Annotated in this window: 22 protein-coding genes; 7 read left to right on the top strand and 15 right to left on the bottom strand. The window is 72.3% G+C overall.

Annotated features, from left to right (window positions below; translation table 11 throughout):
• Nucleotides 1–184: 184 nt before the first annotated feature.
• From AC6EI4_RS03295 to AC6EI4_RS03265, 7 genes are read right to left on the bottom strand one after another with little or no spacing between them, the layout of a single operon-like run.
• Complete coding sequence (locus AC6EI4_RS03295) at nucleotides 185–1,351, bottom strand: acyl-CoA dehydrogenase family protein (protein WP_498419786.1); 1,167 nt, start codon at nucleotides 1,349–1,351, stop codon at nucleotides 185–187.
• A complete protein-coding gene (locus tag AC6EI4_RS03290) occupies nucleotides 1,348–3,477 on the bottom strand; it encodes an acetyl/propionyl/methylcrotonyl-CoA carboxylase subunit alpha (RefSeq protein WP_498450567.1) in 2,130 nt (709 codons plus the stop codon). The genes AC6EI4_RS03295 and AC6EI4_RS03290 overlap by 4 nt, the downstream gene beginning before the upstream one ends.
• Before the next feature lie 5 nt (nucleotides 3,478–3,482).
• Nucleotides 3,483–5,078, bottom strand: coding sequence for an acyl-CoA carboxylase subunit beta (locus tag AC6EI4_RS03285; RefSeq protein ID WP_498450566.1), 1,596 nt, complete (start codon nucleotides 5,076–5,078; stop codon nucleotides 3,483–3,485).
• Nucleotides 5,075–6,220, bottom strand: coding sequence for an acyl-CoA dehydrogenase family protein (locus AC6EI4_RS03280; protein WP_498450565.1), 1,146 nt, complete (start codon nucleotides 6,218–6,220; stop codon nucleotides 5,075–5,077). The genes AC6EI4_RS03285 and AC6EI4_RS03280 overlap by 4 nt, the downstream gene beginning before the upstream one ends.
• A complete protein-coding gene (locus AC6EI4_RS03275; RefSeq protein WP_498450564.1) occupies nucleotides 6,217–7,986 on the bottom strand; it encodes an acyclic terpene utilization AtuA family protein in 1,770 nt (589 codons plus the stop codon). Before AC6EI4_RS03275 ends, AC6EI4_RS03280 begins: the two co-directional genes overlap by 4 nt.
• A complete protein-coding gene (locus AC6EI4_RS03270; protein WP_498450563.1) occupies nucleotides 7,983–8,780 on the bottom strand; it encodes a TIGR03084 family metal-binding protein in 798 nt (265 codons plus the stop codon). Before AC6EI4_RS03270 ends, AC6EI4_RS03275 begins: the two co-directional genes overlap by 4 nt.
• On the bottom strand, nucleotides 8,781–9,398 hold the full coding sequence (locus AC6EI4_RS03265; RefSeq protein WP_498419795.1) for a TetR/AcrR family transcriptional regulator: 618 nt from the start codon (nucleotides 9,396–9,398) through the stop codon (nucleotides 8,781–8,783). It lies immediately after the preceding gene.
• 429 nt (nucleotides 9,399–9,827) lie between these two features.
• Between AC6EI4_RS03265 and AC6EI4_RS03260 the strand changes: the two genes are divergently transcribed.
• The 3 genes from AC6EI4_RS03260 (at nucleotide 9,828) to AC6EI4_RS03250 (ending at nucleotide 14,079) form a co-directional block, all read left to right on the top strand.
• Nucleotides 9,828–10,532: an RDD family protein gene (locus AC6EI4_RS03260; protein WP_498450562.1), complete on the top strand. Its 705-nt coding sequence runs from the start codon at nucleotides 9,828–9,830 to the stop codon at nucleotides 10,530–10,532.
• A gap of 109 nt (nucleotides 10,533–10,641) precedes the next feature.
• A complete protein-coding gene (locus AC6EI4_RS03255; RefSeq protein ID WP_498450561.1) occupies nucleotides 10,642–11,391 on the top strand; it encodes an SDR family oxidoreductase in 750 nt (249 codons plus the stop codon).
• A gap of 135 nt (nucleotides 11,392–11,526) precedes the next feature.
• Nucleotides 11,527–14,079 carry a SpoIIE family protein phosphatase gene (locus AC6EI4_RS03250; protein ID WP_498450560.1) on the top strand — a complete coding sequence of 851 codons (2,553 nt, stop codon included), beginning with the start codon at nucleotides 11,527–11,529 and terminating at the stop codon, nucleotides 14,077–14,079.
• A 21-nt stretch (nucleotides 14,080–14,100) separates the two neighbouring features.
• Here AC6EI4_RS03250 and AC6EI4_RS03245 read toward each other — a convergent pair whose 3' ends face one another.
• The 5 genes from AC6EI4_RS03245 to AC6EI4_RS03225 all read right to left on the bottom strand — a co-directional run bounded on the left by AC6EI4_RS03245 (nucleotide 14,101) and on the right by AC6EI4_RS03225 (nucleotide 19,870).
• Nucleotides 14,101–14,541 carry a DoxX family protein gene (locus AC6EI4_RS03245; RefSeq protein ID WP_498450559.1) on the bottom strand — a complete coding sequence of 147 codons (441 nt, stop codon included), beginning with the start codon at nucleotides 14,539–14,541 and terminating at the stop codon, nucleotides 14,101–14,103.
• Between the two features lie 18 nt (nucleotides 14,542–14,559).
• Nucleotides 14,560–15,237, bottom strand: coding sequence for a histidine phosphatase family protein (locus tag AC6EI4_RS03240; protein ID WP_498450558.1), 678 nt, complete (start codon nucleotides 15,235–15,237; stop codon nucleotides 14,560–14,562).
• A complete protein-coding gene (locus tag AC6EI4_RS03235; RefSeq protein WP_498450557.1) occupies nucleotides 15,237–16,316 on the bottom strand; it encodes a phosphotransferase family protein in 1,080 nt (359 codons plus the stop codon). Before AC6EI4_RS03235 ends, AC6EI4_RS03240 begins: the two co-directional genes overlap by 1 nt.
• Before the next feature lie 109 nt (nucleotides 16,317–16,425).
• On the bottom strand, nucleotides 16,426–18,627 hold the full coding sequence (locus AC6EI4_RS03230; RefSeq protein WP_498450556.1) for a 3-hydroxyacyl-CoA dehydrogenase NAD-binding domain-containing protein: 2,202 nt from the start codon (nucleotides 18,625–18,627) through the stop codon (nucleotides 16,426–16,428).
• Between the two features lie 31 nt (nucleotides 18,628–18,658).
• Nucleotides 18,659–19,870: an acetyl-CoA C-acetyltransferase gene (locus AC6EI4_RS03225; RefSeq protein WP_498419808.1), complete on the bottom strand. Its 1,212-nt coding sequence runs from the start codon at nucleotides 19,868–19,870 to the stop codon at nucleotides 18,659–18,661.
• Between the two features lie 135 nt (nucleotides 19,871–20,005).
• Between AC6EI4_RS03225 and AC6EI4_RS03220 the strand changes: the two genes are divergently transcribed.
• On the top strand, nucleotides 20,006–20,740 hold the full coding sequence (locus tag AC6EI4_RS03220; protein WP_498450555.1) for a MerR family transcriptional regulator: 735 nt from the start codon (nucleotides 20,006–20,008) through the stop codon (nucleotides 20,738–20,740).
• A 13-nt stretch (nucleotides 20,741–20,753) separates the two neighbouring features.
• On the opposite strand, the gene ppk2 is transcribed toward AC6EI4_RS03220, so the two are convergent.
• A complete protein-coding gene (gene ppk2, locus AC6EI4_RS03215) occupies nucleotides 20,754–21,602 on the bottom strand; it encodes a polyphosphate kinase 2 (RefSeq protein ID WP_498450554.1) in 849 nt (282 codons plus the stop codon).
• Nucleotides 21,603–21,662: 60 nt separating this feature from the next.
• Here ppk2 and AC6EI4_RS03210 point away from each other — a divergent pair, with 60 nt between their 5' ends.
• From AC6EI4_RS03210 to AC6EI4_RS03200, 3 genes are all read left to right on the top strand, one after another.
• The gene (locus AC6EI4_RS03210; protein WP_498419814.1) at nucleotides 21,663–22,184 is read left to right on the top strand and encodes a metallophosphoesterase family protein; all 522 of its coding nucleotides are present in this window, start codon (nucleotides 21,663–21,665) and stop codon (nucleotides 22,182–22,184) included.
• A gap of 76 nt (nucleotides 22,185–22,260) precedes the next feature.
• Nucleotides 22,261–23,601: a cation:proton antiporter gene (locus AC6EI4_RS03205; protein WP_498419815.1), complete on the top strand. Its 1,341-nt coding sequence runs from the start codon at nucleotides 22,261–22,263 to the stop codon at nucleotides 23,599–23,601.
• A 205-nt stretch (nucleotides 23,602–23,806) separates the two neighbouring features.
• Nucleotides 23,807–24,088 carry a DUF7218 family protein gene (locus tag AC6EI4_RS03200; RefSeq protein WP_498450553.1) on the top strand — a complete coding sequence of 94 codons (282 nt, stop codon included), beginning with the start codon at nucleotides 23,807–23,809 and terminating at the stop codon, nucleotides 24,086–24,088.
• Nucleotides 24,089–24,288: 200 nt separating this feature from the next.
• Here AC6EI4_RS03200 and AC6EI4_RS03195 read toward each other — a convergent pair whose 3' ends face one another.
• The gene (locus tag AC6EI4_RS03195) at nucleotides 24,289–25,803 is read right to left on the bottom strand and encodes a DEAD/DEAH box helicase (protein WP_498450552.1); all 1,515 of its coding nucleotides are present in this window, start codon (nucleotides 25,801–25,803) and stop codon (nucleotides 24,289–24,291) included.
• Between the two features lie 262 nt (nucleotides 25,804–26,065).
• On the bottom strand, nucleotides 26,066–26,497 hold the full coding sequence (locus AC6EI4_RS03190; protein WP_498450551.1) for a pyridoxamine 5'-phosphate oxidase family protein: 432 nt from the start codon (nucleotides 26,495–26,497) through the stop codon (nucleotides 26,066–26,068).
• Nucleotides 26,498–26,530: the final 33 nt, after the last annotated feature.

The raw sequence follows: 26,530 nt of genomic DNA, 5'->3' as shown, positions 1-26,530 counted from the left end.
CGTAAGGCACGTACCGCTTCGCCATCCACAACACCACCATCAGTCAGCGTTGCTACGACCGATGGAGTCCGCGGCGTTATTTCGCTGTGGCAGTGGGCATAACCCCGCGTTACAGCTGGGGGGTACGGCGGGGCGCGGAGCGGGGGCGTGCGCCGCGCCGCGGGCGGGGCGGGGGCGGGGTGGGTTAGTAGGACTTGGGGAGGCCCAGGGAGTGCATGGCGACGAAGTTCAGCACCATCTCGCGGGACACCGGGGCGATCCTTGTGACGCGGGAGGCCACCAGCAGGCCGGCGACGCCGTACTCCTGGGTGATGCCGTTGCCGCCGTGGGCCTGTACGGCGCGGTCGGTCGCGTTGCAGGCGGCCTCGCCGGCGGCGTACTTGGCCATGTTCGCGGCCTCGCCGGCGGCCAGGTCCTCCCCGGCGTCGAGCAGCGCGGCCGCCTTCTGCGTCATCAGCCGAGCCAGCTCGATCTCGATGTGGGACTCCGCCAGCGGGTGCGCGATCGCCTGGTGGGCGCCGATCGGGGTCTTGAAGACCGTGCGCTCCTTGACGTACGACGTGGCGGCGTCGAGCGCGAACCGCGCCATCCCGGTCGCGAACGCCGCGGCCATGATCCGCTCGGGGTTCAGCCCCGCGAAGAGCTGGATCAGGCCCGCGTCCTCGTCGCCGACCAGCGCGTCGCCCGGCAGCCGGACGTCGTCGATGTAGACGGTGAACTGCTGCTCGGGAGAGACGATCTCCATCGCGATCGGCTGGTACTCGAAGCCCGCGGCGTCGGTCGGCACCACGAACAGGCAGGGCTTGAGCTTGCCGGTCTTGGCGTCCTCGGTACGGGCCACGACGAGCACGTTCTTGGCCTCGTCGACACCGGAGATGTAGATCTTGCGGCCCTTGAGCACCCAGCCGTCGCCGTCGCGGCGGGCGACGGTGGTGATGTTGTGGGAGTTGGAGCCGGCGTCGGGCTCGGTGATCGCGAACGCCATCGTGGAGGTGCCGTCGGCGATGCCCGGCAGCCAGCGGCGCTTCTGGTCCTCGGTGCCGAACCGGGAGATGACCGAGCCGCAGATCGCCGGCGAGACCACCATCATCAGCAGCGGGCAGCCGGCCGCGGCGAGCTCCTCGCAGACCGCGGCGATGTCGCCGATGCCGCCGCCACCGCCGCCGTACTCCTCGGGGATGTTGATGCCGAGGTAGCCGGTCTTGCCGATCTCCAGCCACAGCTCGGTGGTCTTGCCGCCGCTGCGCGCCTTCGCCGCGAAGTAGTCGCGGCCGTAGTTCTTGGCCAGCCGCGCCACCTCCTTGCGCAGGGTCTGGCGCTCCTCGGTCTCGTTGAAGGCGGTCGTGGTCATGCCTGCTCCTCGTTGGTCGTCTCGGCGATCGGGTCGCCCTCGTCGACGACGGCGAGCACGTCGCCCGCCGCCACCTGCTGCCCCGCTCCGACCGGGACGTCGGTGACGGTGCCGTCGTGCGGCGCCGCCACGGTGTGCTGCATCTTCATCGCCTCGAGCACCAGCACCGGCTGCCCGGCAGTGACGGCCTGACCGACCTGCGCCAGCACCGAGATCACGGTGCCGGGCATCGGCGCCAGCAGCGAGCCGCTGGCGACCTGGTCGGCCGGGTCGGTGAAGCGGGGCACGGCGCGCAGCGTGGTGTGCCCGCGCGGGGAGTCCACGTGCACGACCCCGGCCCCGCTGGGCGCCACCTCGACCAGCACGTCGTACGACGTGACCACGCCGGCCACCTCCAGGCGGACCCCGGTGGGGCTCGCCGCCAGGACCCGGACGTCGTCGCGCTCGGCGTGGGCGTAACCGTCGCGCCCGCCGTACCAGCGGACCTCGACCTGCTCGCCGTCCTGCCCGCCGACCGTCTCGAAGACGTTCAACTGGGGCTGGCTGACCACGTTGCGCCACGCCACCGGGATCCCACGGTGCAGGGTGCGCCCGGCACTGCGGGTCTCGGCCAGCGCCAGCGCCGCCGCGTACGGCGCGAGCTCGTCGGCCGCGCCCGCGGTGCGCACCTCGGGGCGCTCGTCGAAGAACGCGGTGCTGACGTCGCCGGACAGGAACGTCGGGTGGCGCAGCGCCGCGACCAGCAGGTCGCGGTTGGTGGTGAGCCCGTGGATCCGGGCCCGCGACAGCGCACCGGCCAGGCGGCGTACCGCCTGCTCGCGGGTGGGCGCCCAGGAGATGACCTTGGCCAGCATCGCGTCGTAGTGGGTGCCGACCTCGTCGCCGCTGCCGAAGCCGGTGTCGAGGCGCAGCCCGCTGGTGGAGCCGGTGGACGGGTTCGCGAAGTGGGTCTCCACCTCGGGGATCTCGAAGCTGCTCAGCAGCCCCGACTGCGGCTGCCAGTCGTGGGTCGGGTCCTCGGCGTAGAGGCGCACCTCCACCGCGTGCCCGTATGGCCGCAGCGCACCCCCAGCCTCGGGTCGTGTGCCCGACGGCGCGCCCTCGCGCGTCCCCAGGCACACGACCGGGGAGCGGCCCTCGGCGACCGCGAGCTGCATCTCGACCAGGTCGACGCCGAAGACGGCCTCGGTGACCGGGTGCTCGACCTGCAGGCGGGTGTTCATCTCCAGGAACCAGAACCGCGAGGTGTCGGTAGCGTCGACGAGGAACTCCACGGTGCCGGCGCCGGTGTAGTCGATCGCGGCGGCGGCCCGACGCGCGGCCTCGTGCAGCTCGGCGCGGGTGGCCTCGGACAGACCGGGCGCGGGCGACTCCTCGATCACCTTCTGGTGGCGGCGCTGCAGCGAGCAGTCGCGCTCGCCGAGCACCAGCACGCCGTCGGCGTGGCCGACGACCTGGACCTCGACGTGGCGGCCCTGCTCGACGTACGGCTCCACGAAGACCGTCGGGTCCCCGAAGGCCGAGGCCGCCTCGTTGGAGGCCAGCTCGACCTGGGCCGGCAGCTCGGCCAGCGTGCGGACCACGCGCATCCCCCGCCCGCCGCCGCCGGCGGAGGCCTTGACCAGCAGCGGCAGGTCCGCCTCGGTGGCCGCGGCCGGGTCGAGCGAGCCCAGGATCGGCACGCCGGCGTCGGCCATCAGCTTCTTGGCCGCCACCTTGGAGCCCATCGAGTCGATCGCCTCGGGCGCGGGGCCGACCCAGACCAGGCCGGCGTCGAGCACCGCCCGGGCGAACTCGGCGTTCTCGGAGAGGAAGCCGTAGCCGGGGTGGACGGCGTCGGCACCGGTACGCCGCGCCGCCTCGAGGATCAGGTCGGTGCGCAGGTAGGTCTCGGCCGGGGTGTTGCCCGGGAGCCGGACCGCGGCGTCGGCCTCGCCCACGAAGGGCAGGGTCGCGTCGGCGTCGGAGTGGACCGCGACGGTCTCGATCCCGAGCCGGCGGCAGCTGGCGAAGACGCGGCGGGCGATCTCGCCGCGGTTGGCGACGAGCAGGCGGGTGATCATGCGGTGCTCCTTGGCCGGAGTGGTCTCCGGGACGGTCTGGGGAGTGCTCTCGACGATGTCCACGCCGCTCACATCCGGAAGACGCCGAAGCGGTCGGTGCCCGCGAAGTCGGCGTTGTCGATCACGGACAGGCACAGGCCCAGGACGGTGCGGGTGTCGCGGGGGTCGATGACGCCGTCGTCGTAGAGCATCCCGGACAGGAAGTAGGGCAGGGACTGCTCCTCGACGGAGGCCTCGATGAACTCGCGCATCGCGGCGTCGCCGGCCTCGTCGTACTCCTTGCCCTTGGCCTCGGTCGCGGCGCGCGCCACGATCGACAGCACGCCGGCCAGCTGCGCCGGACCCATCACCGCGGACTTCGCGCTGGGCCAGGTGAACAGGAAGCGCGGGTCGTAGGCGCGCCCGTTCATGCCGTAGTTGCCGGCGCCGTAGGAGGCGCCCATGATCACCGACAGGTGCGGCACCGTGGAGTTGGAGACGGCGTTGATCATCATCGCGCCGTGCTTGATGATGCCGCCCTGCTCGTACTCCTTGCCGACCATGTAGCCGGTGGTGTTGTGCAGGAACAGCAGCGGCACGTCGATCTGGTTGGCGAGCTGGATGAACTGGGTCGCCTTCTGCGCCTCCTCCGAGAACAGCACGCCCTGGGCGTTGGCGAGGATGCCGACCTGGCGGCCGTGGATCCGCGCCCAGCCGGTGACCAGCGAGGGCCCGTAGAGCGGCTTGAACTCGTCGAAGGGCTGCGCGTTGCCGGGCCCGGTGCCGTCGACCATCCGGACGATCACCTCGCGCGGGTCGAACGGCTCCTTGAGGTCGGTGGGGATCAGGTCGAGCAGGCCGTCGGCGTCCTCGTCGGGCTCCGCGAAGGCGAGCGCCGCGCGGGCGCTCTCCGGGCGCGCCTTGCGCCAGTTGAGCCTGGCCACGATGCGGCGCCCGATCCGGATCGCGTCACGCTCGTCCTCGGCGAGGTAGTCGGCCAGGCCGGAGACCCGGGCGTGCATCTCGGCACCGCCCAGCGACTCGTCGTCGGACTCCTCGCCGGTGGCCATCTTCACCAGCGGCGGGCCGCCGAGGAAGACCTTGGCCTGCTCCTTGACCATCACCGTGTAGTCGCTCATCCCCGGCACGTAGGCGCCGCCGGCGGTCGAGTTGCCGAAGACCAGCGCGACCGTGGGCTGCTTGCGGGCGCTGGCCCGGGTCAGGTCCCGGAAGAGCTTGCCGCCCGGGATGAAGATCTCCTTCTGGGTGGGAAGGTCGGCGCCGCCGGACTCCACCAGCGAGATCGTCGGGAGGTTGTTCTCCTCGGCGATCTGCGAGGCCCGGAAGACCTTCTTGACCGTCCACGGGTTCGAGGCGCCGCCCTTCACCGAGGGGTCGTTGGCGGTGATCATGCACTCCACCCCCTCGATCACGCCGATGCCGGTGACCACCGACGCGCCGACGTGGAAGTCCGAGCCCCAGCCGGCCAGCGGCGAGAGCTCCAGGAACGCGGTGCCCTCGTCGAGCAGCAGCTCGATCCGCTCGCGCGGGAGCAGCTTGCCGCGGGCGTGATGACGGGTGACGCTCTTCTCCCCGCCGCCGGCGACCGCCTTGGCCTGCTCGGCCTCGAGGTCGGCGACCTTGGCCAGCATCGCCTCGCGGCGGCTCGTCGTACCCGCGCTCATGAGGCGTACCCCAACAGCTTGGCGGCCAGATCTGTGAGCACTTCGCTCGCTCCTCCTCCGATGGGCAGGATCCGGGCGTCGCGGTAGTGCCGCTCCACCTCGGTCCCGTGCATGTATCCGGTGCCGCCGTGCAGCTGCACCGCCTGATCACAGACGTACGTCGAGGCGTCCACCGCGGTCTGCTTGGCCAGGCACGCCTCGGCGATCACGCCCTCCCCGGCCACGTGGCGCGCGGCCACGTCGCGGGTGTAGGCGCGCGCCGTCTCGACCTGGCGGTGCATCTCGACGAGCTTGTGGCGTACCACCTGGCGGCTGATCAGCGGCTTGCCGAACGTCTCGCGCTGGCGGCAGTACGCCGCGGTCAGGGCCAGCGAGCGGGCCGCGATGCCGTAGGCCTGCACGGCCAGCCCGATCCGCTCGACCACGAACTGGTCGGCGATCTGGTAGAAGCCCGTGTTCTCGGCGCCGACCAGGTGGGCGGCCGGGACCCGCACGTCGACGAAGGACAGCTCCGCGGTGTCCGAGCAGTGCCAGCCCATCTTGGCCAGCTGCCGGTCGACGGTGAAGCCGGGGGTGTCCTTGTCGATGACCAGCAGCGAGACACCGGCGTGGCCGGGGCCGCCGGTGCGCACCGCGGTGGTCACGAAGTCGGCGCGCACGCCGCTGGTGATGAACGTCTTCTGCCCGTTCACCACGTACTCGTCGCCGTCGCGGCGCGCGGTGGTGCGGATGTTGGCGACGTCGGAGCCACCGTCGGGCTCGGTGATCGCCAGCGCGCCGATCGCGTCGCCGGCCAGCGCCGGGCGCACGTAGCGCTCGATCAGGTCCGGCGAGCCGTTCTCCGCCACGTGCGGCAGCGCGATCCCGCCGGTGAACAGGCTGGCGATCAGGCCACCGGACCCGCCGGCCTCCAGGATCGCCTCGGCGACCGCGACGGAGTCGAGCAGGTCGCCGCCCTCGCCGCCGACGGACTCGGCGAAGGAGACGCCCAGCAGGCCCTGCGCGGCGGCCGCCTTGTGCAGCGCGCGGGGCAGCTCCCCGGCGTCCTCCCACTCCTGCAGGTGGGGGACCACCTCGCGGCGGGTGAACTCCGCCGCGCTCTGCTTGAGCGCCAGGCGCTCGGGGGTGTCGAAACCGATCACAGCAATGACTCCTGGATGTTGACGACGCGTGAGCGGACCCACTCGCCGAGGCCCTTGGCCTGCGGGTCGAACCGGGTCGACGAGGCGACCCCCTCGCCGAGCAGACCGTGGATGAGCACGTTGACGCCGCCGAGGTTGGGCAGCACGAAGACCTCGATGTCGAGGCCCTCCGCCTCGCCGACCAGCTCGCGGATCCGGCGCGGCGTGATGAGCTTGGTGAGCCAGCGGACCCGGTCGGCGTACTTCTCCGAGCCGTCGTGGGCGACCCACAGGCCGAGGTTGGCGTCGCCGCCCTTGTCGCCCGAGCGGGCGTGGACGAAGGTCCCCAGCGGCGCCCGGCGGGTCACCGAGTCGACCGGGGCGGGGAACGGCGAGGGGCGCAGCCCGAAGTGCTCGGGCGAGAGCGTCTCCTCGCCGACCGGCCCACCGGCCACCGGCGGGTCCGCGACGACCTCGCGACGCCCGTCCGCGTGCACCACCGTGTGGGTGGGCACCGCGCGGTCGACGTAGGCCGCCTTGTACACGCCGTACGGCGTGGGGGCCGAGGGCGGCGCGGTCATCGTGAAGCCGGGGTAGGAGCCCAGGGCCAGCTCCACCACGGCGGAGGTGAACGGCTTGCCGACGGGCTTGGCGTCGGCGTCCTTGACCACGCAGCGCAGCAGCACCGAGGCGGACTCCTCGGTCGGCGCGTCGGCCAGCGCCGGGCCGACCTCGCCCCAGTGCACGGACGCGGGCGGTCCACCCGGCGCGGCGGCGAGGGCGCCGTCGACCTGGGCGCGGACCCACTCGGCCTTGGCCTCGAGGTCGAGCCCGGTCAGCACGAACTCGGCGGTGTTGCGGAAGCCGCCGAGCTCGTTGACGCAGACCTTGAGCTGGGAGGGCGGGGCGCCGCCGGTGACGCCGCTGACCCGGACCCGGTCCTCGCCGACCTGGGCCAGCGAGATCGAGTCGAGGTGGGTGGTCACGTCGGGGCCGAGGTAGCGCGTGGACTGGATCTCGTACATCAGCTGCGCGGTGACGGTGTCGACGGTGACCATGCCGCCGGTGTCGTCGTGCTTGGTCACCACGAACGAGCCGTCGGCCTCGATCTCGGCGAGCGGGAAGCCGAGCGGGCGCCCGTCGCGCGGCAGCTGCAGGAACCCGGAGAAGTTGCCTCCGGTCGCCTGGGTGCCGCACTCCAGGACGTGCCCGGCCACGACCGCGCCGGCCAGCTCGTCGTACGACGTGGGGTCCCAGCCGAAGTGGGCGACGGCAGGGCCGACGACCAGGGAGGCGTCGGTGACCCGGCCGGTGACGACGATGTCGGCGCCCGCGCGCAGCGCCGAGGCGATGCCGAGCCCGCCCAGGTAGGCGTTGGCGGTGAGCGCGTGCGGCAGGCCGAGCTCGGCCAGCGCCTGCGAGCCGCGCACGTCGTCGCCCTCGACGTGGGCGACCGCGACGTCGAGGCCCAGCCCGGCGGCAACCTCGCGCACCTTGTCGGCCAGCCCGGCGGGGTTGAGCCCGCCGGCGTTGGCCACGATCTTGGTCCCGCGCTCCAGGGCCAGGCCGAGGGCGTCCTCGAGCTGGCGCACGAAGGTGCGGGCATAGCCCAGCGAGGCGTCCCGCATGGTGTCCTTGCCGAGGATCAGCATGGTCAGCTCGGCGAGGTAGTCGCCGGTCAGGACGTCGAGGCCGTGCCCGTCCACCGAGCCCTCGAGCATCTCGCGCATCGCCGAGAGCCGGTCGCCGTAGAAGCCCGAGCAGTTGCCCACCCGCAGGACGCTCATGCCTGGACCTCCGCGGCCGCGCGCCCGGCGCCGGGCGGCCCGGCGAAGCACTGCGCGATCGTCAGCCAGCGCTCGGCGTCCGCGCCGGTGGCGACCAGGTCGGTGTCGTCGCGGTGCCGGCGCTGGGTGACCAGCAGGCAGAAGTCCTGCGCCGACCCGGTGACCCGCTGCGCGGCGTCCTCGGGTCCCCAGGTCCAGGCCTCACCGGAGGGGGCGGTCAGCTCGATGTGGAACTCCTCGGCGGGCGCGGCGAGCTCGTGCACCGAGAACGAGTAGTTGCGGGTCCGCACGCCCAGGTGCGCGACGTGCCGGATCCGGTCGCTGACCTCGGGGGTGGCGCCCAGCGCCTCGTGCACGTCGAGGGAGTGCGCCCAGGTCTCCATGAACCGCGCGGTGGCCATCGAGGTGGCCGACATCGGCGGGCCGAACCACGGCATCTTCTGTCCCTCGGGGAGGTCGCGCAGCGCCTCGACCAGCGCCGGTCGCGCCGCCCGCCAGCGCGCCAGCAGCGCCTCGGGGGCGACCCGGCCCCCGTCGAGGGCGGCGTTGTCGACGACGCCGGTGGGGTCGGCGATCGCGGCGAGGACCAGCTCGTCCCAGGCCTGCTTGTCGGTGGCCGCGGCCAGCGCGGCCTCGTCGGTCCAGGCCAGGTGCGCGACCTGGGTGGCGACGTCCCAGCCCTCGGCCGGGGTCGGGGTGCGCCAGCCGGCCTCGTCGAGGTCGGCGACCAGCCGCTCGAGCCGGTCGCCTTCCGCGGCGAGGTCGGCGAGCACTGCGTGGAGCACGTCGTTCATCTAGTTCTCCTTCAGGACGGCATCGAGGGTCGTCGCCCACTGGTCGAGGATCCGGCGGCGGCGGCCGGCGTCGTCGGAGATGGTGTTGGCCAGGCCCAGGCCGCGGACCAGGTCGAGGGTCGCCTGGACCAGCTCGCGGGTGCCCGGCCGCGACTCGTCGACGCCCAGCAGCTCGACGGTCAGCCGGTGGATCTCGCGGCCGACCCGCTGCTCGAGGGGGCCGACGGCGGCGAGCAGCTGCGCGTCGGTGCGGGCCGCGACCCACAGCTCGAGGGCCGCGGTGAAGACCGGGCTGGTGAAGTGCTCGGCGAGCATCTCCAGGACCGCGCGGGTACGCCGCGGTCCGGTCGGCAGCCCCTCGGCCGCGGCCTCGATCTCGGCGGCCCGGACCTGGCTGAGGTGCTCGACCGCGGCGATGACGAGGTCGGTCTTGCTCGGGAAGTGGTGCAGCTGGGCGCCCCGGCTGACGCCGGCCCGCTTGGAGACGAGCGTGGTGGACGTGCCGCTCCACCCGTACTCGACGATGCACTCCACCGTCGCCTCGAGCAGGCGGGCCCGCATGGCCCGGGTGCGCTCCTCCTGGCTGACCCGGGGTCCGGGTCCTGTGGTCTGGCTCACGCCCACATCCTGAGCCCTCCACCAACAAACAGTCAAGCCTGACTTTTTCTACCCCGAGTCGGCGTGAACTCACGACGTACGACCCCCGAGTCGGCGCGAACTCACGACGTACGACCCGCGAGTCGGCGTGAACTCACCACGTACGACCCGCGAGTCGGCGCAAGTTCGCACTGAGTCACAGCCAGGTGGCCCGAGTTCACGACGACTCGGCGCCCGTGGGCTGCGAGGTCACGACGACTCAGCGCGCTGGGGATGCGAGTTCACGCCGACTCGGGGGGCTGAGCGCGCGAGTTCACGCCGACTCGGGGGGCTGAGCGCGCGAGTTCACGCCGAGTCGGCGCAAGAGGACGTCGCGGGGTGAGCGCAGCCACTAACCTGTGCCACGTCGGCCGACCGGGCCGATGCAGGCCGCATACGCAGGAGACACCCTTGTCGCAGTACGGAAACCCGCCCCAGGACCCCTACGGCCAGAACCCGTCACCGTACGGCCAGCCGCCGCAGCAGGCTCAGTCGCCGTACGGCCAGCAGGCCGGCTACGGCCAGCAGTCGCCGTACGGCCAGGCGCCCGGCTACGGCCAGCAGCCCGGTCAGCCCTACGGCCAGGCCCCCGCCTACGGCTCGCCCTACGGCCAGCAGCCGTACGGCGCCGGCCAGGGCGCCTACGCCACGTGGGGGCAGCGGGCCATCGCGACGCTGTGGGACCTGCTGATCATGTGGCCCTCGTGGGTCCTGACGATCATCGGCTACGTGCTGTTCATCGCCGCGATGGCCACCGCGGAGACCAACTCGTACGGCGAGGTCACCGAGCCCAACTTCCCGCTGCTGATCGTCGGCCTCCTGCTGCTGGCGGCCGGGATGATCGTGGGAGTCGTGATCTGGGTCCGCAACTACATGATGCGCCAGGGCCGCACCGGCGCCAGCTACGGCAAGGCCAAGGTCGGGATCAAGCTGATCCGCGAGCAGGACGGCCAGCCGGTCGGCGCCGGCATGGCGTTCGTGCGCTACCTCCTGCACGGGGTGATCAACCAGGCCTGCTACATCGACTACCTGTGGCCGCTGTGGGACGCGAAGAAGCAGACCCTCACCGACAAGATCCTCAACACCGTGGTGGTCCAGGCGCCCGAGCAGCGCTGACCCCACCGAGAGCAGCACCGACACACCACCACGCCGGGCGGCGGCGTCGAGCCGGAACAGGCCGACGCCGCCGCCCGCCGCGTCCGAGAGCACTGGGAGATCCCGCCACATGGCCCGCAGCATCCTGATCACCGGCGCCAGCTCCGGACTCGGCGCCGAGATGGCCCGCCAGTTCGCCGACCTGGGCTACGACCTGGCGCTCTGTGCGCGCCGTACCGATCGGCTCGAGGAGCTCCGCGCGGAGATCCTCGCCGCGCATCCGCAGCGCCGGGTCCTGATCCGCGCCGTCGACGTCACCGACGACGAGTCGGTGTTCGCGGGCTTCCGCGACTTCCACGCCGAGCTCGGCCGGATCGACCGCATCGTGATCAACGCCGGCCTCGGCAAGGGCTCGCCCCTGGGCACCGGTCGCCAGGGCGCGAACCGGGAGACCGCGATGACGAACTTCGTCGGCGCCCTGACCCAGGCCGAGGCGGCGATGGAGGTCTTCCGCGCTCAGCAGGCCGGGCACCTGGTGATGGTGTCCTCGCTCTCGGCGGTGCGCGGGATGCCCAAGTCGATGACGACGTACGCCGCGACGAAGGCCGGGGTGGCGCACCTCGCCGAGGGCCTGCGCACCGAACTGCACGGCACCGCCATCAAGGTCTCGGTGATCTACCCGGGTTACATCGCCTCGGAGATGAACGAGCACGTCGCCCAGCGCCAGCCGCTGATGGTGTCGACCGAGAAGGGCGTGCGGGCGATGGTCGCCGCGATCGAGAAGGAGAGGCCCTCCGCCCACGTGCCGCCGTGGCCGTGGGCGCCGCTCTCGGTGGTGATGCGGCATGCGCCGCTCACCGTGTTCAAGAGACTGATCTGAGCCTCCGGACTCCGGTGCGTCGACATTGGGGCCGACGGTGCCCGGAAAGTGCCACACTCTCCAGATGAGGGCCAGCGGCGTCTCCGGCACATGGACCAGGTGTCCAGTAGTCGGACGACGCCCGGCGAGGGTGACGTGAGCGCCGCGGACGACGCGACCGGCCCGTTCGCAGGCGACGGCGCACTGGAGGCCGCCCGTGCCCACTACGCGCGGCGCCTCTCCCGGCCCGAGGGCCTGGAATCGCTGAACCGGCTCACCGAGCGGGCGGCGCGGCTGCTGCGGGCCGGCTCCGCGCAGGTGTCGCTGATCTCCGACGTGCAGAGCGTGATGGCCGGCGTCGGTGCCGGTGCGGACGCCGTCGGCGAGCAGTCTGCGACCATCGACTCGCTGTGCCGGCTGATCGTCACCGACTCCGCGGCCCTGCAGGTGAGCGACGCAGGCACCGACGAGCGGGTGCGTCACCTGCCGCCGGTGGTCTCCGGCCTGGTGGGCTCCTACCTGGGCGTCCCGCTGGTCGCGGACGGTCACCCGGTCGGCGCGCTCTGCGTCTACGACGCCTCGCCCCGCGACTGGAGCGACGCGGACGTGGCGCTGCTGGAGCTGCTCGCCGGACCGGTGGTGGCCGAGCTCGAGCTCGCGGCCCTGGTCGCGACGTACGACGAGGAGCGGCTGGTCTGGCAGCTCGCCGTCGACGCGGCCGGCGTGGGCGCCTTCGACTGGGACCTGGGCTCCGGCGAGCTGCGCTGGGACGAGCGCCTGATCGAGCTCTTCGGCGTGCAGCGCTCGGCCTTCGCGGGCACCATGGAGGCCTTCGACGAGCTGGTGCACCCCGAGGATCGGCCGCGCCTGCACCGGGCGCTGCTGGAGGCGATCTCGAGCTGCGGCGTCTTCAGCGTCGACTACCGCGTCGTGCTCCCCGACGCAGGTGTGCGCTGGATCAGCGCCCGCGGACGCGCCCTGGCCGGCCCCGAGGGGACCGCGGTCCGCGTGCTGGGCGCGGGGATCGACACCACCGCCGCCCAGGAGGGCGAGGCGCTGGTCACCCGCGTGCTGGACGCCATGCCCACGGCCTTCTTCCACCTCGACCGCGCCTGGCGCTTCACCTACCTCAACGCCGAGGCCCAGCGCCTGCTCGGCGTCAGCCGGGCCGAGGCCATCGGCAGCGTGCTGTGGGAGCTCTTCCCCCGGATCGAGGGCAGCGACTTCGAAGAGCACTACCGCAAGGCGATGGAGACCCGGGAGGCGGTGTCGTTCGAGGTCTACTACGCACAGCCGCTGGAGAGCTGGTTCGAGGCGCGTGCCTGGCCGACCTCCGACGGCCTCTCGGTCTACCTCCTGGAGACCACCGACCGGCGGCTCGCCCAGGACACGGTCGCCCGCGGCACCCGGCGCGCCGAGCTGCTCGGAGACGTGACGGCCGCCCTGACCGGGACCTTCGACCCGGTGGAGGCCGTCGGGCGCCTGGCCCAGCTGATCGTCCCGCCGGTGGCTGACTGGTGCCTGGTCACCCTGGTCGAGGACTCCGCGGCCGGGCACGGGGACTGGCGCCGCGGGCTGCGCGACGTCGGCTGGTGGCACGCCGCCCCGGAGCTCCGCGACCTGGTCGAGCGCTACACCCAGGTGCGCATCCCCGCCCTCACCGACGCCTCCTTCGTCGCCCGCGCGCTGGACCAGCAGGGCACGGTGCTGGTCGCCGAGCACGCGGCCGCCCAGATCGCGCAGGTGCTCACCGCGGGAGAGGCGCGCGACCTGTGCCTGCGCCTGGACCCGAGCTCGGCCGTGGTGATCCCGCTGCGCGCACGCGGGCGGACCCTCGGTCTGCTCTCTGCGTTCCGCGGCCACGCCCGCGCGCAGTTCGCGCCCGACGATCTGGCCACCCTCGAGGAGGTGGCCGGCCGGGCCGGCCTGGCCCTGGACAACGCCCGCCTCTACGTCCAGCAGCGCGAGCTCGCCGAGACGCTCCAGCGCAGCATGATGACCGCGCCGCCGCAGTCGGAGGACCTCCAGGTCGTGGTGCGCTACGTGCCCGCGGCGGAGGCGGCCCAGGTGGGCGGCGACTGGTACGACGCGTTCCTGCAGGACGACGGCTCGATGGCGATCGTGATCGGCGACGTCGTCGGCCACGACACCGCGGCCGCCGCGGCGATGGGCCAGCTGCGCAGCCTGCTGCGCGGCATCGCGGTCACCACCGGCGCCCAGCCCGCCGAGGTCCTGCGCCGGGTCGACGAGGCGATGTCGTCCCTGCAGATCGACACCACCGCGACGGTGCTCCTCGCGCGCCTCGAGCAGACCCCCGCCGAGCGCGCGGCTGGGACCGCCCGGCTGCGCTGGGCCAACGCGGGCCACCCGCCGCCGCTGGTGGTCCAGCCGGGGAGCGGGCCGGCCGCGGTGCTGTGGACCGACTCCCCCGACCTGCTGCTCGGGCTCAACCCGCACGTCGCGCGCGCGGAGGCGGTCCGCACCCTGGCGCGCGGAGCCACCGTGCTGCTCTACACCGACGGGCTTGTCGAGCGGCGCGGTCAGAACCTCGACGACGGCATCGACCAGCTCGCCAGCGTGCTCACCGAGCTGATCGACGAGGACCTGCCCCTGGACCAGATCTGCGACGAGCTGCTGCGCAGGCTGCTGCCCGAGCGCCCCGAGGACGACGTCGCCCTGGTCGCCGTACGGCTCCCCCTCGACGACTGACCGCCCACGCGGCCGCGCCGCTCAGGAGCGGCGACGCCGCCACGCGGCGAGCGCGCCGGTGCACCACAGCGCCCACAGCACCAGCACCGGCTGGAAGACCAGCCGCACCGCGCGCTTGGCGTCGGTGTCGAGCCCGAAGGCGTCCTCGCCGGTGAGGTACTGGCTGATGTTGCCGGGGAAGATCACCACGAAGAACGCCGCGAGCAGGAACCCCAGCTGCACCCGGCGCCGGCCGCGGGCCGCCACCAGGGCCGCCCCGATGGCGAGCTCCACCACCCCGGAGGCGTAGACGATCGCGTCGCGGGCGGGGAAGAACGGCGGCACCTGCGCCCGGAACTCCTCGGTGCGGGCCAGGTGGCCCACCCCGGCGATCAGCATCACCGCCGCCAGCGCGAATCGGCCGACGGTGCGCGGCGCACCCTCGGCCGACGACGGGGCCAGGTCGGCACGCGAAGAGGTCATGGCGCCGACGCTAGCCGGTCAGCGGTAGGTGAGCGTGCCGCCCTCGAGGTGGCTGTGCTCGTTGAAGGTCACCAGCGTGGTGCCGCGGCGCCCGACCACCACCTTGCTGACCCCGGAGTTCACCGCCACCGTGTTCAGCCGCGCCCAGGCCGCCGCGTAGGGGGCCGGCCCCTCCCCGCTCTCCCAGTCGTTGACCAGCGCGATCGTGCTCCACGCGATCGGCCCACCCGAGGTCACCACCAGCACGGTGCCGCTCGCGGGGACCCGCTCGACCACCCGCTCCAGGGCGCGCACCACCCGGTCGGTGAAGGCGGCGAACGGCTCGTGGTACTCCGCGTCGTGGTCCCCGGAGGACCAGCGCCGCATGGCGGCCTCGAACCACGCCTGGAACTGCCGGCGGTCGAGCTCGTCCTCGAGCGTCTCGTCGTGGCGGGCGAGCACCGCCAGGTGGTCGTACTCGTCCCACGCGCCGTCGACCTCGACCGGGACGTCCCAGCCTGCACCCTGCGCGATCGCCTCGACCGTCTCCCGGTGGCGGCGCATGTCGCCGCGGACCACCAGATCGGGGCGGACCCCGCGCGCCGCGAGCGACTTCCCCAGCAGCCTGCCCTGCTCCCAGCCCAGCGGCGAGAGCACGTCGTAGTCGTCGGTGCCCCACGAGGCCTGGCCGTGGCGCACTAGCAGCAGCGAGCCCATCAGAGCCCCAGCAGGGCGCGGCAGCGGGTCTCGAGGTAGCCCACCGCGGGGCCGAACGTCGCGAAGGCCTCGTTGGTGGTCTGGCCGTGGAAGTAGCGGTAGTGGATCTGCTGGGCGATCACCGAGACCCGGAACAGCCCGAAGACCTCGTAGAAGAGCCACTGCTCGGGCGTCACCGTGCGCCCGGTGCGCTCGCCGTACGCCGCGACGACCTCGGCGCGCGTCCACATCCCCGGCGCCGTGGTCGGCTGGCGCCGGAAGGCCTGGAAGAAGTCGTCGTCCCCGGGCTCCACCCAGTAGGCCAGCGCGCCGCCGAGGTCCATCAGCGGGTCGCCCACGGTGGCCAGCTCCCAGTCCAGCACCGCGACCACCTGCAGCGGGTCGTCGGCGTCGAGCACCAGGTTGTCGAAGCGGAAGTCGTTGTGGATCAGGCAGCTGGCGACGTCGTCGGGCCGGTGGCCCTCCAGCCAGGCGATCACGTCCTCGAAGTCGCCGACATCCTCGGTGCGCGCCCGCCGGAAGCGGCCCGACCAGCCGCCGACCTGGCGCTCGACGTACCCCGGGCCGCGGCCCAGCGACTCCAGTCCGGCGCCCTGCACGTCGACGGCGTGCAGCTCGACCAGCACGTCCAGGGCGTTCGAGCACAGCGTGGAGGCGTCCGCGGGTGACAGCGCGGCGGGCGGGTCCTTGCGCAGGATCGTGCCGGCCACCCGGTCCATCACGTAGAACGGCGCGCCGAGCACGCTCTCGTCCTCGCACAGCGCCACCATCCGCGGCACCCGGGGGAAGACCGGGTGCAGCGCGGCCTGGAGCCGGAACTCGCGGGCCATGTCGTGCGCGCCGGCGGCCTTGGTGCCGACCGGCGGGCGGCGCAGCACCAGGTCGCGCTCGGGGTAGCGCAGCAGGTAGGTGAGGTTGGAGGCTCCCCCGCCGTACTGGCGCACCTCGGGCACGTCGGCCAGCTCGGTGCGGTCCCCGGCCGCGTGCTCGCGCAGCCAGCCGGCGGCGGCGGCCACGTCGAACGCGTCCTCCTCACGGAGGCCGCGGGTGGGGTTTCCCTCGTCATGGCGCACGGTCACGCGCTCATTGTGCGGCACCTCACCCGGCTGCGGAGCGGATGGTCCACAAATCGCGCGACACGGCGCCGGACCCCCACAGGGATCCGGCGCCGCGTCGGGTGAGAGGCGATCAGGCGGGGAAGGACTCGCCCTTCGCCACCAGGTCGCGCAGGTACGCCGTGGGGCGGAACCGCTCGCCGTAGGCGTCGGCGAGCTCGTCGGCACGCTTGACGAACGCGGCCAGCCCGATCTCGCCGTCGGCGGCCACGTAGCCGGTCATGAACTGCGCGGCGCCACCGGTGTTGGCCGGGAAGCCGATGCCCATGATCGAGCCGATGTTAGCGGCCGCCGCGGAGGTGATGACACCCTCCTCGAAGCACTTGGCGGTCTCGATCGCCTCGACGAACAGCAGCCGGTCCTTCATGTCCTGGAAGGGGATCTGCTGCTCGGCGACGGGGAACCGCTCGGCCAGACCGGGCCACAGGCCCAGCCGCTTGCCGGACTCGTCGTACTCGTAGAAGCCGGCGCCCTTGAGGCGGCTGGAGCGGCCCAGCTCGATCATCGTGGCGACCACGTCACCGGCCGGGTCCTCCGGCAGCGTGATGCCGTCGCGCTCGGCGGCGTCGGCGGTGGCCTTGCGGATCTTGGCCATCAGCTCCATGTTGAGCTCGTCGGAGAGCTGCAGGGTGCCGACCGGGTAGCCGTCCTGCGTCGCGGCCCGCTCGATGCTGACCGGGTGCATGCCCTCGTTGAGCATCGCCAGGCCCTCGTTGACCATCGTCCCGATCACCCGCGAGGTGTAGAACCCCCGGCTGTCGTTGACCACGATCGGCGTCTTGCGGATCTGCTGGACCACGTCGTAGGCCTTGGCCAGCGCCACGTCGGAGGTCTCCTTGCCGCGGATGATCTCCACCAGCGGCATCTTGTCGACGGGCGAGAAGAAGTGCAGCCCGATGAAGTCCGCGGGACGCTCGACGCCCTCGGCCAGCTCGGTGATCGGCAGCGTCGAGGTGTTGGAGCACAGCAGCGCGTCCGCGTTGACGTACGGCATCACCTCGGCGAACACCTTGCTCTTCAGCGCCGGGTCCTCGAAGACCGCCTCGATCACCAGGTCGCAGCCGGCCAGGTCGGCCGGGTCGGCGGTGGCGGTGATCCGGCCCAGCAGCTCGGCCTTCTTCTCCTCGGTGCTCTTGCCGCGCGAGACGGCCTTGGTGAGCAGCTTCTCGGAGTAGGCCTTGCCCTTCTCGGCGTTCTCGGCCGAGACGTCCTTGAGCACGACCTCCATCCCCGCGCGGGCGCAGGAGTAGGCGATGCCGGCTCCCATCATCCCGGCGCCGAGGACGCCGACCTTGGTGGCCTTGAACGGCTCGATGCCGTCGGGGCGCAGCGAGCCGGAGTTGATCGCCTGCAGGTCGAAGAAGAACGCCTGGATCATGTTCTTCGCCTGCTGGTTGACGATCAGGCTGGTCAGGTAGCGCGACTCGATGCGCGAGGCGGTGTCGAAGTCGACCTGCGCGCCCTCGACCGCGGCGCTCATGATCGCGCGCGGGGCGGGGTAGAGCGCGCCCTTGGTCTGCTGGCGCAGCAGGGCCGGGAACGCCGGCAGGAAGCCGGCGAGCTTGGGGCTGGCCGGCGTGCCGCCGGGCATCTTGTAGCCGGCGCGGTCCCACGGGTTCTGGGCGGCCTCGGGGTCGTCCTTGTGGGCGAGGACCCACGCCTTGGCGGCCGGGAGCAGCTCATCCTGGCTGGCGACGAGCTCGTCGATCAGCCCCTTCTCCTTGGCCTGGGCGGGCTTGAACTGGGTGCCGGGCAGCAGCACGTCCATCAGCGCGCTCTGGATGCCGAGCATCCGCACCACGCGGGTCACCCCGCCGCCGCCGGGCAGCAGGCCCAGCGTCGACTCGGGCAGGCCGATCGGCGTCTTGTTGTCGTCGACGGCGATGCGGTGGTTGGTGGCCAGGCAGATCTCCAGGCCACCGCCGAGCGCGGCGCCGTTGATGGCGGCGACGACCGGACGCGGGTAGAGCTCGAGGCGGCGCAGGCCGGCCTTGATGGTCTCCGCGGACTCGAGCACCGACTGGGCGTCGTCGGGGCCGGCCTGGACCATGTTCTTGAGGTTGCCGCCGGCGAAGAAGGTCTTCTTGGCGCTGGCGATCACGACGCCGACGACGTCGTCGACCTCGGCGTAGAGCCGATCGACCGCCTCGTCCATCGACCTCTGGTAGAGCTCGTTCATCGTGTTGGCGCGCGCGGTGGGGTCGTCGAGGGTCAGCGTGACGATGCCGTCGGCGTCCCGGTCGTAGCGGACCGCGGTCTGGGTCTCAGTGCTCATGGATGCGTGTTCCTTCTCAGTCCGGGCCGGGTCAGACAAGTTCGACGATGGTGGCGATGCCCATGCCGCCGCCGACGCAGAGCGTGGCGAGGCCGCGCTTCTGCTCGCGACGCTCGAGCTCGTCGATGAGGGTGCCGAGGATCATCGCGCCGGTGGCGCCCAGCGGGTGGCCCATCGCGATGGCGCCGCCGTTGACGTTGGTGATGTCGGCGGTGATCCCCATGTCGCGCATGAAGCGCATGGCGACCGCGGCGAACGCCTCGTTGATCTCGAACAGGTCGATGTCGGAGACCTTCAGCCCCGCCTTGGCCAGCGCCTTGCGCGCGGCCGGTGCCGGACCTGTGAGCATGATCGTCGGGTCGGCGCCGGAGACCGCCGTGGCGATGATCCGGGCGCGCGGGGTGAGGCCGAGGTCGGTGCCGACCTGCTCGCTGCCGATCGCCATCAGCGCGGAGCCGTCGACGATGCCCGAGGAGTTGCCGGCGTGGTGGACGTGGTCGATCCGCTCGACCCAGTGGTACTTCTCCAGCGCGACGTCGTCGAAGCCGGCCTGCTGGCCGATGTCGGCGAACGACGCCTTGAGCCCGGCCAGGCTCTCCACCGAGGTGCCGGGGCGGATGAACTCGTCGTGACCGAGGACGGTGAGGCCGTTGAGGTCCTTGACCGGGACCACCGAGCGGGCGAAGTAGCCGTTGGCCCACGCCTTGGCGGCGCGCGCGTTGGACTCCGCGGCGAACGCGTCGACGTCCTCGCGCGACCAGCCCTCGATGGTGGCGATCAGGTCCGCGCCGATGCCCTGCGGCACGAACGAGGTCTTGAAGGCGGTGGCCGGGTCTGCGGCCCAGGCGCCGCCGTCGGAGCCCATCGGGACCCGGCTCATCGACTCGACGCCGCCGGCGAGGATCAGGTCCTCGAAGCCGCCACGCACGCGCGAGGCGGCCTGGTTGACCGCCTCCAGCCCCGAGGCGCAGAAGCGGTTCAGCTGGACGCCGGCGACGGTGTCGGGCAGGCCGGCGGCCAGCGCCGCGGTCTTGGCGATGTCGCCACCCTGGTCACCGATCGGGGAGACCACGCCGAGCACGACGTCGTCGATGCGGTGCGGGTCGAGGCTGGGGTTGCGGGTCTGGAGCTCGTCGAGGAGGCCGACGACGAGGTCGACCGGCTTCACCTCGTGCAGCGAGCCGTTCTTCTTGCCCTTGCCGCGCGGCGTACGAATGTGGTCGTACACGAATGCTTCTGCCATGAGGGGTCCCTTGCGTGCTGGAAGACTGTGCCTGCCGATTGTGACACTATTACTGTCACCGTCAAGGCGCCGTCCGTCCAGTGTGGCGTGCGCCACAACCGCGCCACTGCCCTAGCGAAGAGCTTCAGGAGACCCATGGGCGACTCTGTCCCCACCAGCCCCGCCCCTACCGACCTGTACAGCCTCGACGAGCTGACCCAGCGCGTGGGGATGAGCGTGCGCAACGTCCGCTTCTACACCACCCGCGGCCTGGTGCCCCCGCCGATCCGCCGCGGCCGCTCGGGCTACTACACCGCCGATCACGTCTCCCGCCTGGAGCTGGTCCAGGAGCTGCAGAGCCACGGCTTCACGCTGGCCGCGATCGAGCGCTACCTCGCCGCGATCCCCGACTCCGCCGGTCCCGACGACATCGCGCTGCACCGCACGATGCTCGCCCCCTGGCAGAGCGAGCCGCCCCTGGAGATGCCCCGCGCGGAGCTGGACCGGCGCGCCGGGCGCACCCTGTCCGAGGAGGACCTCTCCACCCTGGAGGCGCTGCGGATCGTGACTCCCGGGGAGCCGGGGTGCTTCCGGGTCGCGGTCTCGCAGCTCTCGGTCGGGCTGGGCCTGCTCGACCTCGGCTTCCCCACCGCGGCGGCGCTGGCCGCGGCCGAGGTGTACGCCGCGCACGGGCGCGCGGTCGCCGAGGAGCTCGACGACCTGTTCCGCACGATGGTGTGGCCGCTCTACAAGGAGTCCGGCGTCAGTCCCGAGCGGCTGCGCGAGATCGTCGAGCGGCTCAAGCCGCTGTCGGTCTCCAGCCTGGTCGCGGCCTACGAGGCGGCGGTGGACGAGAAGAAGCGCCAGGCGATCGACCGCCGCGCGCGCTGAGGGCGGGCCTCGGTCAGCTCTTGGCTGAGCTCTTGGCTGCGCTCTCGGTTCCGCCCTGGGTCAGGGTGGCGAAGTAGTCGGGCACGTACGTCGCCTGCTCGCGCGGCGGCCGCTCGTAGCCGGTGGGCGCGGGGCGCTCGGGCAGCTCGAGCTGCGGCAGCGTGATCTCGGTGTAGGGGATCGTGGAGAGCAGGTGGGCCATCATGTTCAGCCGGGCGCGCTTCTTCACGTCGCCCTCCACGACGAACCACGGCGCCTCGGGGATGTCGGTGTGCACCATCATCTGGTCCTTGGCGCGCGAGTAGTCCTCCCAGCGGGTGATCGACTCCAGGTCCATCGTGGAGAGCTTCCAGCGCCGCAGCGGGTCGTCGAGGCGCGAGCGGAACCGGCGCTGTTGCTCCTGGTCGCTGACCGAGAACCAGTACTTGCGCAGCAGGATGCCGTCCTCGACCAGCATCCGCTCGAGGATCGGGCACTGGTGCAGGAAGCGGTGGTACTCGGTGGGCGTGCAGAAGCCCATCACCTTCTCGACGCCGGCGCGGTTGTACCAGGACCGGTCGAAGAAGACCATCTCCCCCGCGCGGGGCAGCTGGTTGAGGTAGCGCTGGAAGTACCACTGCCCGCGCTCGCGCTCGGTCGGCGCCGGCAGCGCGACGATCCGCGCGACCCGGGGGCTGAGGTACTGGGTGATCCGCTTGATCGCGCCGCCCTTGCCGGCGGCGTCGCGGCCCTCGAAGATCACCACGATCCGCTTGCCCTCGGCCCGGGTCCACTCCTGGACCTTGACGAACTCGGCCTGCAGCCGCGCCAGCTCGGCCTCGTAGACCGAGTTGGGGAGCTTCGCGCCGCTGTCGACATCCATGAACCGAGGCTAGCGACCCGAGCCGGATCGCGCGCCCCCTCGCGGGCCTAGGCTCGCCGTGTGGAGAGGCAACGACTGGTACTGATGGCCGACACCCACCTGCCCAAGCGGGCCCGCGACCTGCCGGGTGAGCTGTGGGAGGCGGTGGCGGCGGCCGACGTCGTAGTGCATGCCGGGGACTGGGTGGAGCCGGCGCTGCTCGACGAGCTCGAGGCCCGCTCGCGGCGGCTGGTGGGGGTCTACGGCAACAACGACGGCGCCGAGCTGCGCCGGCGACTCCCGGAGGTGGCGCGCGCGACGCTGGGCGGGGTGCGGTTCGCCGTGGTCCACGAGACCGGCGACGCCCAGGGCCGCGAGCGACGCTGCGCCGCGGCGTACGACGACGTGGACGTGCTGGTCTTCGGCCACAGCCACATCCCCTGGGACACCACGACCACCACGGCGTCGGGGACGCCGCTGCGTCTGCTGAATCCGGGATCGCCCACCGACCGGCGCCGCCAGCCGCACTGCACCTACCTCACCGCGACCGCGGTGGAGGCTCGCCTCGAGGACGTCGAGCTGCACCGGCTGCCGCCGCGCTGAGCCGGCGCCGGGCTCTGCGGGGTCCGCAGGTATCACCGCCGGTTCGCATTTTCAACACAGCGGCTAGCGTCCAGTTATGACAGCGGACGGAGTCTTTCTCATCGGTGGGCTCTGCCTGCTACTCGCCGTGGTGCTGCCCTCGGTGCTCCAGCGCTTCGCGCTGTCTTCGCCGATCGTGCTGGCCGGCGTCGGGTTGCTGCTCGGGCTGACCCCGCTGCTCGAGGGCTTCACCTTCAACCCCGGTGACGAGGCCGACCGGGTGGTGATCGAGCACGTCTCCGAGGTGGCCGTGCTCGTCGCGCTGATGGGGGTGGGGCTCGCGCTCGACCGGCCGCTGAACCTGCGGTCCTGGCGGTCGTGGGGCCGGTGGTCGGCCGCCTGGCGCCTGCTGGGGGTGACCATGCCGTTGACGATCCTCGCGGTGGCGGCCCTCGGCTGGTGGGCCGGCGGGCTGTCCCTGGCCGGCGCCGTGCTGCTCGGCGCCGTACTCGCCCCCACCGACCCGGTGCTCGCCTCCGACGTCCAGGTCGGCGGGCCGGCGGTGACCCAGGACGCCGACGAGATGGAGATCCTGCCCGACCACCAGGACGAGGAGGGCCACGAGCACGACGAGGTCCGGTTCGCCCTGACCGCCGAGGCCGGGCTGAACGACGGCCTGGCCTTCCCCTTCGTCTACCTCGCCATCCTGCTGGCCGCCGGCGGGTTCGCGTTCTCCGACGCGGTGCACTGGTTCGAGTGGTACCTGGTCGCCAAGGTGGTCCTCGGCGTCGCAGCCGGCCTGGTCGTCGGCTGGCTCCTGGGCAAGGCGACCTTCCGGCTGCCCAACAAGGACCTCCGCCTGGCCGAGCAGGGCGAGCCGCTGGTGGTGCTCGCCGCGCTGCTCACGGCGTACGGCGCCTCGGAGCTGCTCGGTGGCTACGGCTTCCTCGCGGTGTTCACCTGCGCGATGACGCTGCGCGCCCAGGAGCGTGGCCACGAGTACCACCGCGCCATGCACGAGGTGGTCGACCGCCTGGAGCGGCTGCTCACGCTGGTGATCCTGCTCTTCCTCGGCATCGAGATGACCAACGGCCTGCTCGCCTACCTCGACGTGTGGGGCGTGCTGGTCGGGGTGGTGACGATCTTCGTGATCCGGCCGCTGGCCGGGCTGATCGCCCTGAGCGCGACCTCGGGAGGCCGCGACCGCGTGGGCGAGCTGACCGTCCCGGAGCGCCGCGCGGTGGCGTTCTTCGGGGTGCGCGGGATCGGCTCGATCTACTACCTGGCCTACGCCACCGGCGAGGCGAACTTCCCCGAGGCCCCGTGGCTGTGGTCCACCGTGGCCTTCACGATCGTGCTCTCGGTGCTGGTGCACGGCGTCACCGCCAAGCCCTGGATGGCCCGCCTCGACCGCGCCCGCGAGCGCGCCACCCCCTGACCCCCACCCCCTCCCAGCCCCACCCCAGCCCACCCCCGCCGACCCGTCACTCCCTCGACCAGACACGCCGGTTGTGACCGCGCCAGTGACGGCTCGGCGAGGGGAGAGAGCGGTCGGCGGGGCGGCGGTCCGGGAGTTCCTGGGCGGTTTGCCCGGGCGCGGACCGGGCACCTGAGGCCCAGACCTAGCGAGCGAAGGAGGACTCGTGCCCAGCAAGAAGGGTGAGGGCAAGCCCGGGCCCAGCGTCAAGGACGACGGGCTCTACGAGAAGCTGCGCGACGAGGGCAACAGCAAGGAGAAGTCGGCGCGGATCGCCAACGCCGCCGCCAACAGCTCCCGCTCGAAGGTCGGGCAGAAGGGGGGCAGCTCAGCCTCCTATGAGGACTGGAGCGTGAAGGACCTGCGCAAGCGCGCCGGCGAGCTGGGCATCGAGGGCCGCTCCAGCATGAAGAAGAGCGATCTCGTCGACGCCCTGCTCCACCACTAACGGACCGCGACCCGTCACTCGCTCATCCAGAGACGGCGTGTCTGGTCGAGCGAGTGACGGGTCGCGGGGGGGGTGCTGGTGGTGCTGGGGCCTAGTGGTGCTGGGCCTGGTGGTGCTGGGGCCTGGTGGTGCTGGGCCTGGTGGTGCTGGGCCTGGTGGTGCTGGTGCTGGTGGGCCCTTGGTGCTGGTGTGGGGCTGGGTCAGCGGACGCCGCGGCTGAACGACGCGGCGCTGTGGCCGCCGGTCTTGCCGGCCGGGCGGGACGTCGAGCGCTGTCCGCCGCCCGCGCGAGCGCCACCGGCGGGCTTCGCGCCCGACTTGGCGGCCGGCTTGCCGGCCGAGGCACCGCTGCGGGCACCCGAGGCGCCACGACCGCCGCCGGCAGCGCCGGTGCCGGAGCCACCGCGTCGGCTGCGGTTGCGGCCACCGCTGCTCTTCGCGCCGGTGTCCGAACCGCCACCACGCCCGGCAGGCTGCACGGGAACGTCGAGGACGAGACCGCCGGGGACGACCTGACGCTCGCCCGGGGCCAGCTTCACCAGGATCGGGTGAGCCGGTCCGTCGAGCCGGGTCGTGGTCGGCTTGATGCCGGCCGCCCGGGTCAGGTCGCGGACGTCGCGGACCTGGTCGCTGGTCATCAGCGTCACCACGGTGCCCGCGGCGCCGGCGCGCGCCGTACGACCGGAGCGGTGCAGGTAGGCCTTGTGCTCGACCGGCGGGTCGGCGTGGATGACCAGGGCGACGTCGTCGACGTGGATACCGCGCGCGGCGATGTCGGTCGCGACCAGCGTCGTGGCCTTGCCCTCGTGGAAGGCGGCCATGTTGCGGGTACGGGCGTTCTGGCTGAGGTTGCCGTGCAGCTCGACGGTGGGTACGCCGTTCTTGTTGAGCTGGCGGGTCAGGGCCTTGGCGCCGTGCTTGGTCCGGGTGAAGACGACCGTGCGACCGGGCGCGCTGGTCAGGTCGACCAGCACCGGGACGCGGTGGTCGCGCTCCACGTGCAGCACGTGGTGGTCCATCGTCGAGATCGGCGACTGGGCCGAGTCGGCCTCGTGGGTGACCGGGGAGTGCAGGTACTTCTTGACCAGCACGTTGATGGCACCGTCGAGCGTCGCGGAGAACAGCAGCCGCTGACCGTTGGTCGGCGTCTTGTCCATCAGCCGGCGCACGGCGGGCAGGAACCCCAGGTCGGCCATGTGGTCGGCCTCGTCGAGGATCGTCACCTCGATGTCGGCCAGCGAGCAGTGGCCCTGGTTGATCAGGTCCTCGAGGCGGCCGGGGCAGGCCAGCACGATGTCGATGCCGCGACGCAGGCCCTGGACCTGCGGGTTCTGACCCACCCCGCCGAAGACGGTCTGGGTGGACAGGCCGTTGGCCTTGGCCAGCGGCTCGAGGGACTCCTGGATCTGACCGACCAGCTCACGGGTGGGGGCCAGGATCAGCGCACGCGGGGCGCCGGCGCGGGGCTTGCGGCCCGACGTCACCAGGCGCGCGACCAGCGGCAGCAGGAACGCGTAGGTCTTGCCGGAGCCGGTACGGCCACGGCCCAGGACGTCGCGACCCGCGAGAGAGTCCGGCAGCGTCGCGGCCTGGATGGGAGTGGGGGAGGTGATGCCCAGATCCGCCAGGATCCGGGTCAGGTCCGCGGGGACGCCGAGCTCGGAGAATCCGGCAGCGTTCGCGGTGCGGGCAGAGGCGGGTGCAGCAGAAGACAAGAGAATGTCGCTATCCGTTGGTGTGTCTCACCAAGCCGTCCCGTCGGCGACGGGAACAACGAAAGCGTGCGCTCACGGGCCGGAGCCCGGAAGGCGGCGTCACATCACCTGGAAGGCGGTACGCCGACAGCCCGAGGCAAGACTGGACGGGCTGCTGGATCCAACCTAGCGCAGCCGACGGGGCCGAACCGCATCACCGGACCCTCCCGCGCGGCGGGAGTGGCGCGGATCACGACCGGCGCACCGGTGCGGAGGGGGCGGATCAGGCGTTGGGGCGCAGGTGCAGCCAGGGACGGTCGAGCTGGAAGGCGCGACCGGTGATCGTGGTGGGGGTGATCTCCACGACGTTGTACTTGTGGGTGCCGATCCACGGGCGCAGCGGCACGTTCTCCGCGCGGTGCTCCTCGTCCTCCTCCAGGCGCCGGGCGCGGCCGCGGACGACGACGCTGGTCGCCTCCTTCTCGCCGTACCGGTCGATCTCGAAGGCGACCTCCCCGTGCATGATCACGCTCAGCAGCTTCTCGCCGCCGGAGGTGCGGAACAGGATGGTCTTGCCGTCGACCGCGTAGTTGATCGGGACGATGTGCATCTCGTCGGTCAGCCGGAAGGCCAAGCGCCCGAACTCGTCACCGCGCAGCAGCTCCCAACAGCGCGCTTCGGTCAGGTGCGTGGTGACGTCCTCGTCGATGCCCATGGTGCCCTCCAGGAGGTTCGGGTCGAGCGATGT

Source organism: Nocardioides sp. Z43_10 (assembly GCF_059766615.1).
Note: the sequence above shows the minus strand (reverse complement) of the source record. Positions and strands in the feature narration are given on the sequence as shown.